The following is a 19,353-nucleotide window of genomic DNA, read 5'->3' on the forward strand; positions in this document are numbered from 1 at the left end:
GTGGCGGCGGGCGGCGTCGGCGGTGTAGCCGGTGGCCTGGCGGGTGGGCTGACCGCGTGGGGTCTCACCGGGGGTGAACTGCGCGGCAAGGATTTGGCGACCATGGTGTGGACCGGGTTCGGTTCGGGCCTGGTCGGGTCGGTCGGTGCGTCCGTGCGAGCCGGACGATTGGGCGCGAACGCGAACCTGACCGAACCGGTGGCCTCCACCGGTTCGAATCCGCCTCCCGACGCCGCGCCGCCGGCCAGGATTTCCGCGCCAGGGGATGGCAGGCCGCCGCAGCTCCGGACGGCGGCACCGGAGCCCACGTCCGCCACCAGCGAAGTGGACGCGCCTGCGGCGCGGCGTCCCGACTCCGGCGATGGATCGATGGATCCGCCCGACGATCTGTCGCCGGAGATGATGGCCGAGGGCGACGAAATCGTCCGCCATATGGTCGACGACGCCATCGCCCGGATCATGGCGGGCGAGGACCCCGGCCACTTGCCGGACCGCAACGGCGGGACGCCGTTCGGGAGCGCACCCGACCACCCCTCGGGAGGGTCGTCGCCCTCTTCGCCGTCGTCCTCCGGACACGGCGGCGCACCGCCCGCGTGGCGGGACACCGCGATCGCGCGCACTCCGGTCGCCGTGGCCGCCCATCCCGAAGGCGGTCCGGTCACGCCGATGCCGAGCCGTCAGTTCCAGATCAGCGATCCACAGGTACGTCCGGACCAGCGGGGAGTCGATCTGATCACCGATGGGACCCTCACCCAACCGGACACTCCCGCGCTCGGCACCGAAGTCCTTTTCGACGACGGCAGCAGTTCTTACACGAGTCCGTTCCTGGTCGAACACGGCCCTGCCGGAGAGATGTACTTGCTCGCGCCGGAGCAGACGGCGGGCAACGCCTCCCAGGACATGGCGGGACCGCGACCGGCCGGTGACATGCTCGATGGGACCACCCAGGACGGGCAACCGCTGCTCCACATCGATTTCGACGCGGAGATCGCCAGGCTGGAAGCGGAACTGGCGCAGAACACCCCGCCGGTGAGTGCGGATACCACCGCGCCGTCGATGGAATCGCCCACTCGAGCGGTGGACACCGGAACGGACGACGCCGTCGCGGGGCATGCGCAATCGATTCCGGATGCCGGGACCAACGCGCCCGACGCCCTCCCGCAGGCGAGTTCTCCGAGCCCGATGGCCGGCTCCACAGCGGCAGGACACCTTTCGACCACACCGGAGCTACCGAACCCCGTTGCGCAGCCAAGTTCTCCGAGCTCACACACCGGCCACGCACCGGCAGGGCACGCTTCCACCACGCCGGGACCACGGAACCCCGTCGCCCCATCGAACGCACCGGAAGCGGCCGTCCCGGCGGCTACGAGCGGCGCGTCGCCCACTGGCGAACCGAGGCCACCGCTGAGCCACACACCGCCGAGCGGCTCGCGAAGCACCGGCCCGAACACGGCACCGCTGGCGGGCGCCGCACCTGACGCCCACGGTCCCGCCGCCCACACGAATACGCCGACCTCGGCCGTGACCCCGACTTCCGCATCGCCGACGACCCCCACCGCCGCAGCCGTGCAGCCGGGTGCCGACGACGAACCCGCCGCCGATCCGGAGGAGTTCCCCACACCACCGGGCACCGTCGTGGACGACCCGCGGGAACACAACATTCAAAAGGACCCCCGGGAACACAGCGTCCAACAAGACCCCCGGGAACACAGTGTCCAAAAGAAGCCATCCGGGGATTACGTAGTCATCCCCGGCGTCTCCTACCCGCTGGAGGACGAACCGCCCGCCGACGCCATACCGGTCATACCGCGCACACCCGCTCTCACCCCCCTGCCCAACGACTCCGTCGACTTGGGCCGCGCCTTCCAGAACCCCGACGACCCCGAGAACACCTCTGGCCCCACCTCTTCGCGCGCTCCGGACATCACCAATCCCCTGTCGGACCGCCATCTCGCCGCACCGGAAACCGGCTTGGACGCCGGACTGGGAAAGACGCCCGACTCGCTCACGATGCCGAGCAGGTACGCGACCGAACCAAGTCCCGACACCCCCGGCGCTCCACAAAAGCCCGCGGCCCCCCAACTGAATCCGCACGCCCTCGAATACAGCGATGACCCGAGCCGCCTTCCAGCCGTCGGCGGCGTCCCACCCCTGCTGCCAGCCCCGGCACCGAAGAAGACGGAGCCCAAGCGGCTGATCACCCGAATGGGCGCCGATCCACAGGAGCCGGAACGGCGCAAGCGCGCCCGCAAACAACAACCATCCCCACCCCCACCGCCCCCACCGCAGCCGACGCCAGAGCCACCGGTTCCGACGCCGAAACCGGCCCCAGGGCCGAAGCCTCGCAAGCGGACCCAGCCATCAGCGCCACTGGTCCGCGAAGAGTTCGTCGTACGCGAGAACAACGAAGCGAGCGGCACGATCGGTGAGGAAGGTGAGCGGGTCCGCGGCGCCGCCGGAACCCGGCGATGGGTGCGATCGCTGCCGCAGAAGCTGCCCTGGCTCAGCGAAGAGCAGATCGACACCGCGGAACTGCTGCTTTCCGAGATGGTGGCGAATTCGCTGCGGTGGACGCAGGGCAAGGTCGCGGTCATCGCCACGGCGACCGATACCGGCGACACCCGCAGAACCCGATTCACGGTCACCGACGACAGCGATTTCGTCCCGGAGCGCACCGGCATGCCGGACTCGGACGCCGAGCGCGGGCGCGGCGGCGAGTTCGTCGCCATGCTGTCGGATGCCCACGGGGCCACCGTGCACGAGAACGGCAAATCGACCTGGTTCGAGCTACATGGACCGCGCGGTGACGACCCGGACGCCGGCGAGCCGAACTCCCCTGGCAGCGGGCACCCGAGCGCCCCGAGCACAGAACCTGCTCCGAAGCGCAATCCTGTCCCGCCGGACGGCGACCACACGCAGCAGACCGATGAAGCCGACGTAGCGACCCCTGGCGGCGAGCCGGTTCCGATCGACACTCCCCTCGACGATGAGCAGGCCGGTACTGCCATACGGCAAGCCGCGGAAGCAGTGCTCGCGGATTACCACGCCCGGTCGGGACCCGACATTCCCGAAGCCGAGCGGCTGACCAATATCCCGGAAGCCGCTCTCACGCAGAACGACCAGCACACCGCGATCGCGTTCGTGGTGCGTGCGCAAGGGCCTGACCCGAGCGACGAGGCGGCGCGAATGCGTGCGGGCTCACAAGCCTGGGATCAGCTCAGCGACCACATGTTCGACTGGCCTGCCGACAAGATCGATGACGCGGGACTGGAACTGGCTGAACGGGTGACGACCACACTCGAAAACAGCGATGACGGTTCTGTCCGGGTAACTCTGGAGGAAAGCGGTGACCCTGGTGAACGCCTGCTGCACGTCACGGTCGGGGATTCCAGTTTCGAAGTGCGGGAAGCACCTGAGCTGCCGCAATGGCTTGCCGATGCCATAGAACCGGTCCGGCACCTGCGCTTGAACGTTCCGGGGCAGCTGGCCATCGCGGTGCGGTATCGCGATATCCCGAAGATCGCCAGAGCCCTCGCTCCGCTCAACCATCTCGGTGCCCCGGCGGACGTCGCACAGGACGATATCGACCGCGGATTGCGCCATCGGGCGCGAATCAACCGCGGGCGGCTGCACGCGTCGCTGCGCGATGTCATGGCCGAGCCCACTGTGTACCGTTCCGGCGACGCTGTGGTCGAACTCGAGATCTACCCTTTCTGGGACCAGGACTTCCGCAGTGGACTGAGTCAGCTGGACCTGACCGCGCGCAACGACCGGATGCTGCCACTCGACGAATTCGTCGACGCGATCATCACCGCACTCGAGCAACGTCGGCAGGCGTTCGAGCCGCAGGACTCGGCGCCATCGGACGAGGCGAGCGAGAATGTGCCCGCACGGGAGGTGGAGAGGGGCACTACCGACGATGCCGAACGTCCGGCGAGCAGCGATGTGCCGGCGCAGGTACCACCGACCCCACGGCCGGAGGGTGCCGACGCCACAGCATGGCTGTCCGCGGTTCGCCGGTATTCGGGTCTGTCGCCGGGAGAACTCGATGAACTCGTAAGCGCGACACCGGGCACGTGGCAGGCGGCCGAGCTGGGCGAAACAGAGCTGGAAACAGCCCAGGTCCGGGCGTTGCTGCGCAGGCTACTACCCGACGGGTACACCATCTACCCGGCTCTGGCCGCGCAGTATCCGGGTCTCCTGTCGCGTTGGGGAAAGAAGATATATCCGGAAGGTTATGCACGGATCGGCGAATATGTTCGATTCCTTCGCGAGTCGAACGGTTTGACGCAAGCACAACTGGCTGATCTGCTCGGAAAATCCAAGAGCACCATCGAAGTCTGGGAGCGCGGAACACGATCGCCCGGGAAGAAAATGGTCACCGCCATGCTGGAGAAGCTGAGATTCACGCATGGCGTCACCGTGGACGAGATCACCGAGACCTTCGCGCACCTGCCCAGAGAAGTACCGATATTCCCGAACCCAGGTGTCGCCAGGTCGTTTGGCGAATACCTGAAGATCTTCCGGCGCCTGAACAACTTCCAGCCCGCGGACGCGGCGCGCGTTCTCGGATACTCGGCGGAAACGATCCGATCGCACGAGTCCGGCGAGACGGCGCGCTCCGAAGAGCTCGAAATGCTCGCCGCCTACGACCGCGTGCTGCATCGCGCGGGCCCGTGGAACGATCTAGCCGAAGCGTGGGGATACGGCTACCGCATGAATCCCACGGGTGAGACCTTCCCCGTATCGGCCGACTACCGGACGGTGCACGAGTGGATCAAGGCGCTGCGACTGCATCAGCGCATGACCTTGGAACAGTTCGCGGAGCGGGTCGGCAGGAGCAGGCGAGGTCTCGTCTACGCGGAGAGCAGCAAAAAGCCGGGTCTGCGGTTCCTTCGACAACTCCGTGACACGTTGGGGATGCCGAACGACACGCTGGTCGCGGCTCTGCGGCTCTTCTACGCTCGCGACGACGCCGAGCCGATCGACGAAACCGACGAATCCCTGTTCTGGGAGCTGATAGCCACCCCGGTCGGCTCGGCGGAAGAGGAGTCGGTCCGGAATCGGATCATGGAGCGCTACGCCTGGGTCGCACCGACAGCGACACGTTACTGGCGCATTCCGGACCAGCAGCGCGGAGATCTGGTTCAGATCGCCCACCTCGCCATTCTGCACGCTATGACGAATTTCGTTCCGCCCACCGGTAATTTCGCTTCGTTCGCCGCCTCCCATGCGCGCTACGCGATGCTGAAAGCACTCTATGAATACCGATATCCCGGCATCATCGATAGGGATACACGCGAGTTGCGAGCCAGGATAGACAAATACCGGGACGAACAGTACCGTGCAGACGCGGAATACCCCGATGATTTCGAGGTGGCGGAAGCATTGGGAATAGATACGGCCGAGGTCACGAGAGTACGAGCACTGGCGGGGCGACCGACACAACTGGACGCTCCGGTTGGAACGGATTCGAAGAATGATCGATACGATATCGCGGCCCCCGCGCAGGAACCTGGACCGGACACCGACCCGGAACCAGCTGAGTCCTCCTTCTCCGACGCGAGATTGACGGACGCGTGGAATTCTCTCGCCGAACTCCCCGAAGGAGATCTGGCACAGGAAATACTGAGGCTACAGTTCATCGATGACGCGGAATTATCGCTCGCCGAGGTGAGTGAAACTCTGCACATTCCACTGACCAAGGCTCAGCAACTCATGGCGACTGCCATGGAAAGGCTGCGGACGGCACTCCCCCCGTCCGCCGACCGAGCCGAAGCCGAGCAGGACGCGGACGACGACGAGAACACCCCCCGCTCCGACATTCCGGATCGACCCGAACGGTCCGGTGGCGGTGGACAGAACCCAGGCCCGACGGTCTCCTTCCAGGACGTCGATCCGTTCGGTCGCCCCGCCAGGAACCGACGGTTCGGGCGCCTGAGCGGACCCGATCCCCGAGTCTTCCATCACGACGAGAACGACCCGCTGGGCCGACCCTATGAGGCGGTACCGACTACCCTGCCCGCCGCGGAGGGCCGACCACCGGCCGACACGAGCGACGGCATCGCCCACTCGGATCTCTCACCATCTGCCGCTACACCGGATCTCCTGAGCACTTCCTACCCAGAGCTCCGGAGCTGGGCGACCATGCTGTACGTCGAGGACGCGCAAGCCCTGCTCGACGATACGCATGGCAGAGCAAAGGCTCATCTCGCGGCCTTCGAGAGCGGCGAGCCGCCATCGGCGGCGGAGATGATCGGCACGGCACGAGCATTGAACGCGCTCGTATGGGAGCAGTTGCACCGATTCCTGGAAGACACTCACCCCGGACCGATCCGGGATTACCGGACGCTGTTCGAGATCGCACGAAACCTGGCGCCTCGGCTTGCGGAAGCCGGACAACTGTATGCCGCGTCGAGTGACGTGTTCAACGTCGCCGGCGCACTGGCCGCGAACGTTCCGAACGATACGCAGACGCTATGGGCGAACCCTGGCGACGAAGTGAACTTCCTGCACAGCGTGCCGCAACATGTGGGGCGTATGGCGCACTACATGGAGCGCGCTTTGGCCGCCGTACCGTGGTCCGAAGAAAGCTCGTTACCCCCGGACGTCCGCCCCGACGTCGCGCACAGCGGTCCGCTCGCCGCCGCGATCGCCCAGATATCCGGGCTTACCCATCATTTCGAGACTTTGCGGCAGAATTCCGGCACGGACTGGGCGGAGCACATCGACGGCTATCTGCTCGAGCGATTGGAAACCGGCTACGACTCAGATGTACTGAACGCGCTCCGGCTCCTGCCGTCGGAGGCAACGGCTTTCGCGGACGCGCAAGCCGGCGGAAATCAAGCCTTCGCCGCTGCGGCGGCAGCCTACTTGGCCGACCTGACCACGGTGGCGAAGCATCATCTGACCCGCAGCCGGGACGCGTCACAGGCTTTTCAACTCCTGCACCGAGCAGCCGAAGCGTTCGCGGCGACGGCGGCCCGCCTGCCCGATTCGCAGGCCGCGGGCGATGCCGCCGAGACGATGCGGTCGCTGCATCAGCAGATCGCCGATCTGCGCCGGCAACTACAGCACTACGAGGGAGCGATCCTGATCCGTGGTCGCACCGTTGCCCATCTCGAAGGCGACCCGGCATTTACCGAGGCAGTCGGCCGACTCCTGAGCGAACTTCGAGCCATGGCCGCAAGGAGCGATGAGCCGCCTGTGCGCCGGACCTCTGAAGAAGCCGCGCCTACCGGGGGCGAGGCTTTGATCCAGCAGTTGCTGGCATCCGTCGATCCCGGACTCCTGGACTCCATTCGCGAAGGCGTCGCGGCCGAACGTGACGCCGCCATCCTCGATACAGGCGTGGCCGCGGAACCCGCTGACGTCGCGCGCTTCCGGCGACTGGACGACATGCTCGGCCACCTCGACGAGTTACGTGCGGTACTCGGGCGAACAGAGGTGAACGTCGCACCGGACAGGTTCCGTCTACTCGTTCACCATTTCCACGCCGCCGCGGAATGGATGACGGCGTTGCAGACCGCCGAGCATGCCACCACCGGACAGGTGCACTTCGACATCAATAGCCGGACGCGGCTCGCGGCGGAGGCGGCGGACCGCTATCGAGCGGCCGATACTCGAGTCGAGCAGGTCGTCGCCGCGTTGCGCGAGGCGTCGACAGCTGCCGAGCCGCAGCGCGGGTATTTCGGCCTGCTGTCCACTGTCGACTCGGACTTGCTCCAGTTGGTACGCGAAGGCATCGCGGCCGAGTTCGATGCCGCCGTGGAGACCGACGCCGACAGCGCAGATAATCGAAAGCTGCGCGACATGCTCGGCCACCTCGACGAATTGGTGGCCGCGATGCGGCAGACCAATACGACGACCCCCCAGGAACGCCTCACGCTGCTGGTACACCACTTCAACGCCGCCAAGGAGTGGCTGGCAGCGTCGCTGGACGCGAAGAACGCTGCGAACCGGCAGATCTATCCGGATCTTCCTACCCAAATCCGAATGGCAACTGAAGCCGTGGACCGCTATCGAACAGCCGACGCCCGCGTCAGGCAGGTTCGAGCGGCATTGGGTCCACACGAGCGAAGCGATGTGGACGCCGGGCGTCGCGGCTCGACGGTGGAAAGTTCCGCGAATCCCGCCCGGACACCCGCCGCCGACCGGGAGAACGACTCACCGGCCGAGTTCGCGGCGCAGGACGGTCCACCGCAAACCGACATACCGCGGGAACGTCTGGCCGCGTATGTCCAGCTCCGGCGACTCCAGCCAGGCACACCCGAGCACGAGCGGTTGGCCGAGGACGTAGCCCGGCGCGACGCACTCGCCCACCGTTGGCTCTCCCTCGAACTGGCTGTGCTCGGAATGGAGCGGCAGGTCACCGTATCGGACCTCTCCCCCGGCACTGCGGCCGACCTCAACCGCCGCATCTATGATTTGCGCGCCGAAGTCGAGCGCGTCGGATGGGCGCTGGCCCCGAGGCACACCGGTCCAGCCGCTCTACGCGGGACACCGTTTCAGGAGCGGCCCGACGGAGGAATCGAGCCGGACGAGGCACGTCTGGCGTTCCAGGTGGTCAACGACCGCTACGGACGCCGAGTCATCACCATTCCCCCTGGGGTTCGGGAGAAGGAGAACACCCTTTCCCGGCGAGACATCGCGCGGGCGATCGGTGAGGCCAACCTGCATCAGCTCACCTCTTTGGCGGACGCTTTCGACCTCGTCGACCAGATGCCCGGCAGGGCGACCGCGATCGTGCGGTTGCAGTTGGTCGGCAACAGCGATGCGGTGCTGGTACTGACCAAAGACAGCGGCGGCCCTGTCATCGAGATCCGGCCCAGCCTGGCCAGGTTGACGGCGATCGACCGCGAAATGGACGCAGCCCGATATAGCTCGGTCATCCGCGAAGCCTGGGTCGCCCTGTTCGACGAGAAGGGCGTGCTGATACCGCCTCCGAATCCCAGCCCCGGCCCAGGCGTCGCCCCGGCGACCGGCCCGAGCGCGCCCGGGCAGAGGCGACCAGGAGGCGGCAGTCCCTCTCCGGGCCCGGTGGTGTCCTTCCAGGACGTCGATCCGTTCGCACCCGGGCGTCCCGCCCGCAAGCGTCACCGGACGTTGACCGGCGTGATCGGTCCGGACGGACTCGAGTGGGGCGTAGTCAATTACAAGAATCCCGTCACCGGCCAGCTCTCGGGAATGGACGAACCCGAGGAACCAACCGGTGACTCACATCCTGACGGCGACAAGACCGCAGCACCGAACGCAGTCGAGCAGCCCGAAAGCACACCCGACACGAACAATCAGCCGACTGCCGACAGTCGAGTGCCGGAGTTTCGCCGGCCGAGCGGCGAAGCGGTGGATCTCTTTCACCGGATTCTCGATGCCGAGCAAGCCGGCGATCCGCAGGCTGGGGACCTGCGAGCCGAGGCGCAACGGCTCATCCCCGATGACGGAGAGCGTGCTTACGCCGAGCGTTACGTCGGCAATGAGCGCAGGGCAGCGGCGTTGGCGGCGGAGTTGGGCATGACGCCGGATCAGCTCCGCACGCAGATGACAGAGGAGCTGCGGCGGGCGTTCAGTGGCGAGATCGTCATTCGTGTCAGAGCCATGACGCTGCTGAAGGTCATCGATAGCCGGCGATTCAAGACCGTCTTCGAGATGGTGGGCCGAAGCCTGATCACCCGAATACAATCGGAACGCAGGGCGGAGTTCGAACGGGAACTGTTCGGATACGCGCTCGATCTCGCGGCGGAATCGCGGCCGGTGTACGCACGCGTCCGCACGACCCGTGGCTCGTGGGAGCGGGAAGGCGAGATGGCAAACGAGCACGGCGGCGTGGACGTCGTGCTGAAGTCCACCGTCGCGTCGAGGACTACGGCGAGCGTCGGCGATACCTGGGGGGTACTAGCCATCCCGAGCAGCGTCACCGATCCACGACCCGAATCATTCGCTGCTACGCCGAGCCAGCATGGCGAACTCGCCTATTTCGGGCTCGAAGGCATCGAACGCGACTACGCCGGGGAAAGGTTCCTTCGCAACAGTTACATCGAAGCCCAGATCCACGGCGGTGTCACGATCGCCGACATCGACCATGTGGTCTTCCATCGAGAGCCGCCGGACGAGCGACTACAGGCAGCCCTTGCCGAAGCGGGCATCCCCTGGTCGATGGCCTCCGCTTACTCCGGCAACTCGTCGGCGGCCGAGAGTGATACCGCCATTTCCGTAACTGGTGTCGCCAGGGACCAGCGATCGGATTCGCCAGGCGCCACGCCCTGGAGGCAAGCCACGACGTCCGAGCCGGTCCAGGGGTATCCGCGCGACGAAGTCGACCCGGAAGCCGGAGCGTTCGACAAGCCGAGAGGCGAAAAACAGCCAGGGCAGCCTCCTACGAACCGCGCGCCTACGCCGTGGAGCAGAAAACCGCCCGCCCCGCCTTCCACACAGGTGGATTCGCCTCCCTCCAATAGAAAGACACCCTGGCAACGAATCGAGTCGTCCGAAACCGACGCGGTGCGGAAACCGGGAATCGATACTTCTGAGCGTGACGCTTCCGCGGCCGGTGAAAGCAGTCCTGTCGCGGCCCGGCCCACCGGCTTGATCGGGGGCGTTCCCGATCTGGTCAACCCCTTCGACGACCGCGGTGCGCCCTGGGATCGCGGCGGCCAGGCCCCCAGGCACAAACGAATAGAAAGGATCGCGGAACCACACGCCACCGGCGGCGGGTCGGCCCGCGGCGGCGAACAGAACGACCAAGGCGACCTACCCGAGCAGGTGGATGAAACACCTCATGCCGGACTGAGCGCTCGCCAGGCCGACATGCTCGACCTCATCGCCGAGGGCCGGAGCAGCCAAGAGATCGCGGAAGCGCTGGGCATTCCGCAGGATCGCGTCGGCCTCTTCGGCCGCCGCCTTCGGACTTACCTGAGCTATCAGCGCCGCGTCCGCGACGGACTCGCCGCCGCCTCCGCCACCCCAGCCGAAGTCGTCGGCTCCGAGCAGGCGCCGAGCACACGGACGGAGGGTGACCAGGGCACCGCCCCCGCCATCGAAGGCCCGCGATCGGCCTCTCCGACGTCCACGGAAGAACAGCGGTTCGTCGAGTGGTGCCGGACGCGACTCGCCGACGAGTCAGGACTACCGGGACAGGGCCTCGCCGACTATGCCGAGATGCACCACTTGGAAGCCACACAGGTGGATCGCTGGCTTGCGCGCGCGGGCCTGGTCGAGAGCCGTCTCGGTGACCTGCCGGCCGGGCAGTTCCCACATCCGGGCGACGGCGACACCGCGGCTTGGCTGAAAGAGGTACGCCGGTATCTGGCGGTGCCACCTGAGCGGATGGACGAACTGCTGGGCGCACCATCCGGGACATGGCATGCGGGCGAGCAGGGGCGGACAGAACTGGAGATCAGCTATCTTCGGTCATTGCTGCGCCGAGTGCCCGGGGCTCGGGACACTTACTATCCGGTAGCCCGGCTCTATCCCACCCTGCTCACCACGATCGGGACGGCAGCCTATCCGGAGGGATATCGCGACGTAGCCGACTACATGCGGTTCTACCGCGAACACCTACAGCTGTCGCGAGCGCACTTCGCCGATCTCGTAGGCATGGGTTACGGCGCGGCCAAGCACTGGGAATCCGGAAAGGTAAAACCTTCGAGCCGTACCCTGTCGGCGTTGTCCGCGGTGCGGCATTTTCCGCACGGTGCGCGATACGACGAGCTCGCGGAGAACTTCACGTATCTGGCACGGGAGGAATTGGTCTTTCCGAATCCGAAAGTCGCCGATTCCTTGGGTGAGTATCTAAGGCATTTCAGGCGGCTGAACAATCTCACGATATCCGACGCCACGCGCATTTTCGGGCTCTCTTGGCCGACCATACGCAACCATGAGAACGGGTCACAGTCGCGCGATGAGATCGACATGCTGAAGACCTATGACCAAGTCCTGCACCGAGCAGGCAACTGGAATGATCTGGCCGAGGCATGGGGATACGGTTACCGGATCGACCCAGGTGGGGAGAAGACGCCGGACCCGCTGGCCTACGATTCGGTGCACGAGTGGTTCAAGGCGATTCGGTTGCACTCTCGTTCCACTCAGGAAAGTCTGGGTGCGGCTGTCGGGCGATCGGAAACCTGGGTAGGCGACGTCGAAAACGCGCTCATCAGACCGAGCGTAGTTCAACTGCGACTACTCCGGGACGCGCTGGACCTCTCGAACGAGACACTGGTGGCGGCGCTACGCCATTTCTACACGCGCTCGGGAAACAACGTCCCGGACGACGATTCCGAATTGTTCTGGAACCTCATCGCCACCCACCCCGGCTCCGAGGAGGAAAAAAGGCTTCGCAACCATATCATCGAAAAATATTCCTGGGTGGCACGTGCGGTGGCACGCCGTTGGTCCAGCTCACTGCCCGGTGAGCAAGTCGATGAACTGACGCAGCAAGCCGTTCTCGCGATAATGCGAACCACCACCAGATACATGCCACCGGGCTCGTTCGTTCGAGCCGCGTGGTCGTCAGCGCACCATGCCATGCGTCGCACCTACCACGAGCGGCTGTATCCGAACGTCGATACAGAAACGCGGAACCTGCTCATCCGTGTGGATGGCTATATCAGAACACGCTATCGCGAAACCGCGATCCCGCCGAGCAATACCGAAATCGCCCGCGCACTCGACCTGAACCCACAGGAGGTCTCGCAGGCGCGTTCACTGCTCGGGCATCGCGCGATTTCCTTGGATCACCCGGCCGCCCCGGCGAACGCGACACTCCACCGGGACGCCGCCCTGCAGCCGGAATCGCGATTCGCCGACATGGGATTTCTGACCACAGTGCGGGAAGCGCTCTCGGACATGCCCGACCCAGAGCTCGCCGAGCGACTGGTTCTGCTGCACTTCACCGAAGAAGTGCCGCTCGACGAGCTGAGCACACAGCTTCGAATCACGCCGCACGTTGTCCAGGGCATCGTCGAGCAAGCCACTGAACGACTTCGAGAAGCATTCAGTAGCGGGCAATCAGGCGTCGGATCAACCGACCGATCGTCCACGCCGGGCGGAGGCCACCGAGCAGACGGTTCGGCTCCTGGCCCAGAAGTGAACTTCCACGACATCATCGACGAACGCGCGGCGCTCGACCTGCCACCAGCGCGTCAGCACCGCCGGCCATTCGGCCACATGCGCGGACTTCCGGGACTCGATCCCACACTTGCCTTCCACCACAACCCCGACAACGGCCGAGAGTGGGACGCACCCGAAAATGGCGCGGAGGTACCGCCGGCACCCGAGATCTCCAGCTCCCCGGAGGAGCAGCGGTTTCTGGAGTGGTACCGGAACCGGCTGGCCGATAGGCCGGGGCCACGGCAGGGACTTGCCGAGTATGTCGCGATGCACCACTTGGAAATGGGGCAGGTGCAGCGCTGGCTGGCCCGAGCGGGGCTCGATGCGGACGGTCGCGAACCGGCGACGATCGGACAGTTTCCGCAGCCGCAAGAAGGCGACACGAGCGCGTGGTTGTCGGCTGCACGCCAGTACCTGGGAGTCACGCCGCGGCGAATGGACGAGCTGGTCGACGCGCCGCGAGGAACATGGGAAGGAGCCGAGCGCGGCGAAAGAGTATTGGACGTCGTACATGTCCGGGCCCTGCTGCGCCGAATTCCGGGTGCGCGGCAGACATACCGGGATATCGCGCGGCATTATCCCGAACTGCTTACGAAGCAGGGCAGGGCGGCATATCCAGAAGGCTATTCCGGCATCGGCGAATATATTCGTGTCCGTCGCGAACACAAAGAATGGACCAGACCACAACTGGCCGATCTGATCAGCAGGCCGGTAGGCACGGTCAGGAATTGGGAGGACGGGAAGGCACTGCCTCCGAAAGAGGTCGTCGATGTCTTGGGCAACGATGCGCAACTGTTCGCTGATGTGACCTATGACGAATTGGCCGAGAATTTCTCACACCTGCCGAGGGAATCTCTGATCTTTCCGAGCCCGCGAGTCGGCGAATCATTCGGCGATTATCTCCGGCACTTCCGTCGCGTGAACAACCTGCAGCGGACGGACGCGGCCCGTATATTCGACATCTCCCGGCAAACTATCGGTTCGCATGAGGAAGGCATCACCGAGACCATCACGGAAGTCGCCATGGTAGCGATCTACCGACGTGTGCTGCATCGGGCGGGCACATGGAAGGAAATGGCCGATGCGTGGGGATTCAGCTCACAGATGGATCCAGCCGGAGAGACGATTCCCGCTCCGACCGACTATGCATCGGTGCAGGCCTGGCTGAAAGAATTTCGGCTCTACCACGGGATGACTCAGACAGAATTCGCCTCGCATTTCGGGAAAGAAAAGGAGTTCATCTCCGCTTTCGAACGAGGAAAGAACAGACCCGGCGTCGTTTTTCTTCGTGAGCTTCGAGACGCATTCGACCTGTCCAACGAAACGCTGGTGACGGTGTTGCGCCGCTTCTACTCGCACCCGGGCGTAGAGGCGCATGACACGGCCGTGGAACGATTGTTCTGGAAAATGATCGCAATGCGGCCGGGATCACCGGAAGAGCAGGAGGTGCGGAACCGCATCTTCGAACAGCATGCGTGGATCGCGAATGCTGCGGCGACTCCATGGGCGATCTCCGCACAGCACCGGCGAGAACTCGTTCAGCGTGGTTACGAGGCGATTCTCGTCGCCACACGAAACTTCGTCCCTCCTGGCGAGTTCGTCCCTGCTGCTTGGGCGTCCGCCCGCTACGCGATGCTGAGAGCCCACTTCGAACACCGGTATCCGAACGTCGACGGCACGACGCGGAAACTTCTCATCACCGTCGGTTCGTACCTCAACAGGCGGCTCGGTGATACCGGGGCTTGGCCCGACAATGCCGAGATCGGACAGGCCCTGGGCCTGAAGCCATCCGAAGTCACCGAGGCGCGAGTGCTGCTCGCGCAGCAGACCACATCATTGAATGCTTCGCTCGTCGACGCGCCTGATGCAGGTCAGCGCGATGTCGCTACCCCGCCCGCCCCGGCTTCCCCGGAGACCGAGCTGCCTGAGGCGATGCAAACGGCCATACGAGCGGCTCTATCCGATCTGCGCGAGCCGGAACTGGCCGGCGACGTCGTCCTGCATCACTTCATCGAAGGCCTCCCATTGGAGGACGTGAGCACACTTCTGTCGATCTCACGCGAAGAGGCCGTGCGGCTGGCCGAGAAATCCAAAGAAAGACTTCGAGCGGTATTCACCGATCCGGACACTGATTTCCGCGCAAAACCTTCCTCGGCCCCCACAGACACAGACCGCCTGGCCGGGCCGAGCGGCGATGTGGCCGGGAGACCTGGGCCTGCCGCGGCCCGGCCCACAACGCTGATGGGTGGTGTTCCCGACCTCGCAAACCCCTTCGATGATCGCGGTAAGCCTTGGGACCGCGGCGGCCCCCTCCCGGGAAACCGTCCATTCGCGGAGCCGCACGCGGACGGCGGTGGCTTCGTGCGGGGTACGCGAAAAGATGGTACGGCAGACGTCGTCACCACACCGGCAGGTCAGGCCCTCCTCCGGCAGGTGCTGCCCGCCGATGTGCACTCCTCAGAAATTCTCGGCAGCGAACGTAGCCCGGCGCTGACGGTGCGGCTGGCCGCCGAGCAAATGTTGCGTGATCTCGAGCTGCCAAGCGAGCCCATTCCGCTGGCGCCCAACGGGCAGCCACGCTGGCCGGCAGGCATGGTGGGTGGTACCGCCGGTACCGGTAGCTATGCAGCCGCGGCAGCCGCCCCAGGCCAGACGTACCGCGCCATCGGTCTCGATGCCAAAGATCATGAGCCGGTCAGCCGCTTCGCGAGCCTCCGCATCGCAGGACACCGAGAACGTTCGCACCTGCGGAACCTAGCATCCGCACATCGAGGAATCCACTGGACTCAGGTTCTGGCCTCCGCCAAGGACAACGCGATCGAAGTGCAGTTCGGCCTGACGGAGGCCGAGTTGGGCTACCAAGAAATCGAGGTCGTCCTCAGCCCCGATCCCGCGCACCCCGAATCGGGCTCCTTCGAAGTGCTTCCAGCGATCGCCGAACCGAACGCGTCCACCTCGCCGCTGTTCTCCGGGCGCTTCCGCGTCAGTGGCGGCACGGTGCTCACCGCGATCACAGTTCCGCGCGCCCCCGAAACTCCCGAACTCTCCCGTGATCCGGATTTCGGTTTCCCCCAGAGGGATTCGGACGCCACAGTCGCCGCACCGCAACCCGTCGCCGATCCCGGAGGCAGCACAGAGGAACCCGTCTACACCGAGGTGGTGGCCGAGCTGGTGTCTCCGGAACAGACCGCTCCCGCACGTCCTCGGACAAGCGACCCAGTTCACGGCCCCGACCAGGCCGCCAGAGCGGAACCGGACCCCGGGCCGACCACCCCGATCGAGGACGAACCACCTGCTCGGGCAGCCTCAGACGCCACTCCCCCGGAGTCCACGAAGGCGTCGACGCTACCGAGTGAGAGCCTCCCGGCGCTTTCGAGCGGTACAGCAACGGACGCAGTGACCGAAACACCGAACGCCGCGACAACACGGGACGAGCCGGCACCCCGCCCGGTGGCCTTGTCCGACGTCGAGACCGAAATACTTCGAAGGCTCGTGTCCGGCAAATACATCAGCGAGATCGCGGCCGAACTGAGCATCAGCGCCGCAACGGTCACCACCCATGCTCAACATATCCACCGCAAGCTGCGTGCCGGTAACCCAGCCCAACTCGTGGAAGCGGCGCAGGCCGCGGGAGTGGATCTGTCCGCCCCGGCCGAGCAACCGGAAGCCGGCGCGGCCGGAGTCCGCGAACCCGCCGCTGCCCGTTCCACAGGTCTGATCGGGGGCGTTCCCGACCTGGTGAACCCGTTCGACGACCGCGGCGCACCCTGGGACCGCGGCGGCCCGGTACCAAGACACGAACGGATCGAGCGGCTCGCGCAAGCTCACGCGGACGGTGGTGGTTTCGCTCGCGGGAAGCAACCCACACCACCTGCCGACGACAGCAGGCGAGGCGACCAGCCTCCGCAGCAATCCTCTGGCCGCGATGACGATGCCATCGACCAGCATCGCTGGCTCGAGGAAGCCCACGGCGAGCGGCAGCCGGCCGAACAGCCAGCTGCCGGACCCCCGTCCAGAGCTGGCGCCCGCGAGTCCGGTGATGATGCCCAGGGTGCGGGAAAGCCCTCACCGGATGGCGACGCCTTGGTGGCGGTCAAGGCCGCGGCCAAGGCAGCTTTGGAAGCGGCCGCTCGTGGGGAAGAGAGCCAGTTCAGACGGCTGCAGCACACCATAAGGCGACTCGGCAATCCCGAGTACGAGCATTATCTGGAGCGCCATTTCCTGCAGGGTTTGCCTGTTGCCGACGCCACCGCCGCGATCAGCGGCAACCGTACGGCTGATGCTGTCAAGTCTCTGCGGCGCCGCGCTGTGCGTGCTCTCGCCGCGCGGCTCCCGTTGAGCCCGGCAGAGTTGCTTCGGCATCTCGGCGGGGCGACGACCTTGGCCGAACTCGTCAACCGGATCGGTTGGACACCTGCGGTGACTCAAAGTTTGCGGGCGGCGATTCTGTCGGGTCGACTGGCCGAAGACCGCATGCTGCCCGTGTCGACCGCCTTCGCCGAGCAGCTGGGCCTCGCGTCGCGAGACGTGGTGGACAACGCGTATCGGCAGCTCTCCCGCGAAGGCTACGTGGTGATCCAACGTCCGATTGGAACGAGGATAGCCGGCCACGAGCAATGGCCCAGCACACCGCCTCCGGACGTCGCTCTACCGGTCACCGTCGAAGAGATGGTGGAGATCTTCGAAGTGGAGGCACCGATACGAGATCTGTTGAAGGCCACTGATGAAGTGCATCTGTCGGTCCAAGCTGCGTTGCGTCGTGCGCTGTTGTCAGACCGGCTGACCGGCCGGACGCTGCCCACGGCCGAGCAACTCGGTGCGGCACTGCACATGTCGAGACACCCTGTGGAGAAGGCATATAGGCAATTGGGTATCGAGGGATACCTGGTCAGCACACCCGGTTCTGGTACGAGGGTGAAGAACCGCGATCAATGGCCGATCCCGTCCCCGCGCCCCCGGCCGTCTCGAGCTCATGGCCTGTCCGAACTAGAGATCGAAGTACTCGAGCTGACCGCGAAAGGCCTGTCGGCGCGGGAGATCGCGGCTGCGGCCGAGATCACGCCGAAAAAGGTGCATTACAGCTACGAACGCATTCGACTCGCGCTCGGGGTCCATGGTGACCATGACGCGCTCGTGGCGGTAGCCAAGCGGAGAGGAATCATCGGCACCGTCGATGATCCGCGCGCACGGGACGTCTCCGACGACGGTGAGGAACCACGCGCCGGTGCGCCTTCCGCACCACCCGAACCCACCCAAGACGCGCCCCGGCCCGCGATCGCCCGGCCTACAGCACTGTCCGGAGGCGTCCCTGACCTCGTGAACCCCCTCGACGACCGCGGAGCACCTTGGGACCGCGGCGGCCAGGTGCCCAGACACCGCCGAACGAACAGACTCGCCGAAACCAATATCGACGGCGGTGGTTTCGGTCGTGGAAACCGGTCCGATCCGGGCAACCCGCCGCGCCCCGGCGTGGAGCCGAATCAGGTGCGTTACTCGGACCTGCTGTTCAATCCCTCGCCGGAGGAGGCGGCCGTCGCCGCGGTACGCGATCTCCCGACGGCCGCGGGACCACTCGGTCCCGAACTGACCCTCGATCTCCTTCCGTTCTTCGCATCCGACGGCTTGACGACGCAGGAGGACGTGGAGACGGTGGCGACAGCAGTCGGTGACATGCTGCGCGAGCACAATTGGCGGGATACGGCCCAGATCGAGGCCGCGGCCGAGCTGGTACGGGCGACCGGGCTCAACGCGGTGACGTATATGACCAGCTATACCCGCGCGCTGCAGCGTGCTGGCGTCTCGCAGTGGGACGAAGAGCGCGCCTTGCACGGAATCAAAGCGAAGCTCATGCTGCGGCTGTCCGCGCAGGCCGATTCCCGTTCGTTGTACATGGCGTTGGAAATCGATCAATACCGTCCCGAACGATCTCCCGACGACGAGATCTTCACCTGGCCCGCGCCGCTGTTCAGCGATACGCAGGTCGAGGCCGGAGTACGGACATCGCTCGACTCGGCCACCGTATCCGGCGTCGAACAGTGGGGAGAGATCTGGGCCCGCTTCGACGAGCCGCGATCGGACGGTGACGACGCCGGCGACGAGCTGCCGCACGGAGACCTCGAAGCCAAGGCCCGTCTCGTGCGCGGGCTGTACGACGACCACCACATTCGCATTCTGGGATGGGAAGATCCGGTCGTCCCGCCGCAAGCCGTGGAATCCGTCGACCGCGCGCTGCGCGACCGGATTGCG

The 19,353-nt window shown here is 65.7% G+C and carries 1 protein-coding gene (running past one end of the window); it reads left to right on the forward strand.

Going from position 1 to position 19,353, the window contains the following annotated elements:
* Positions 1 to 19,353: the 5' portion of a sigma-70 family RNA polymerase sigma factor gene (locus NB3_RS10870; RefSeq protein WP_218020564.1), read on the forward strand. Its footprint extends 8,175 nt past the window's final position; only the first 19,353 of its 27,528 coding nucleotides appear in the window; it begins with the start codon at positions 1 to 3; its stop codon lies off the right edge, out of view.

Source organism: Nocardia beijingensis NBRC 16342, assembly GCF_001612785.1.
Lineage (GTDB): Bacteria > Actinomycetota > Actinomycetes > Mycobacteriales > Mycobacteriaceae > Nocardia > Nocardia beijingensis.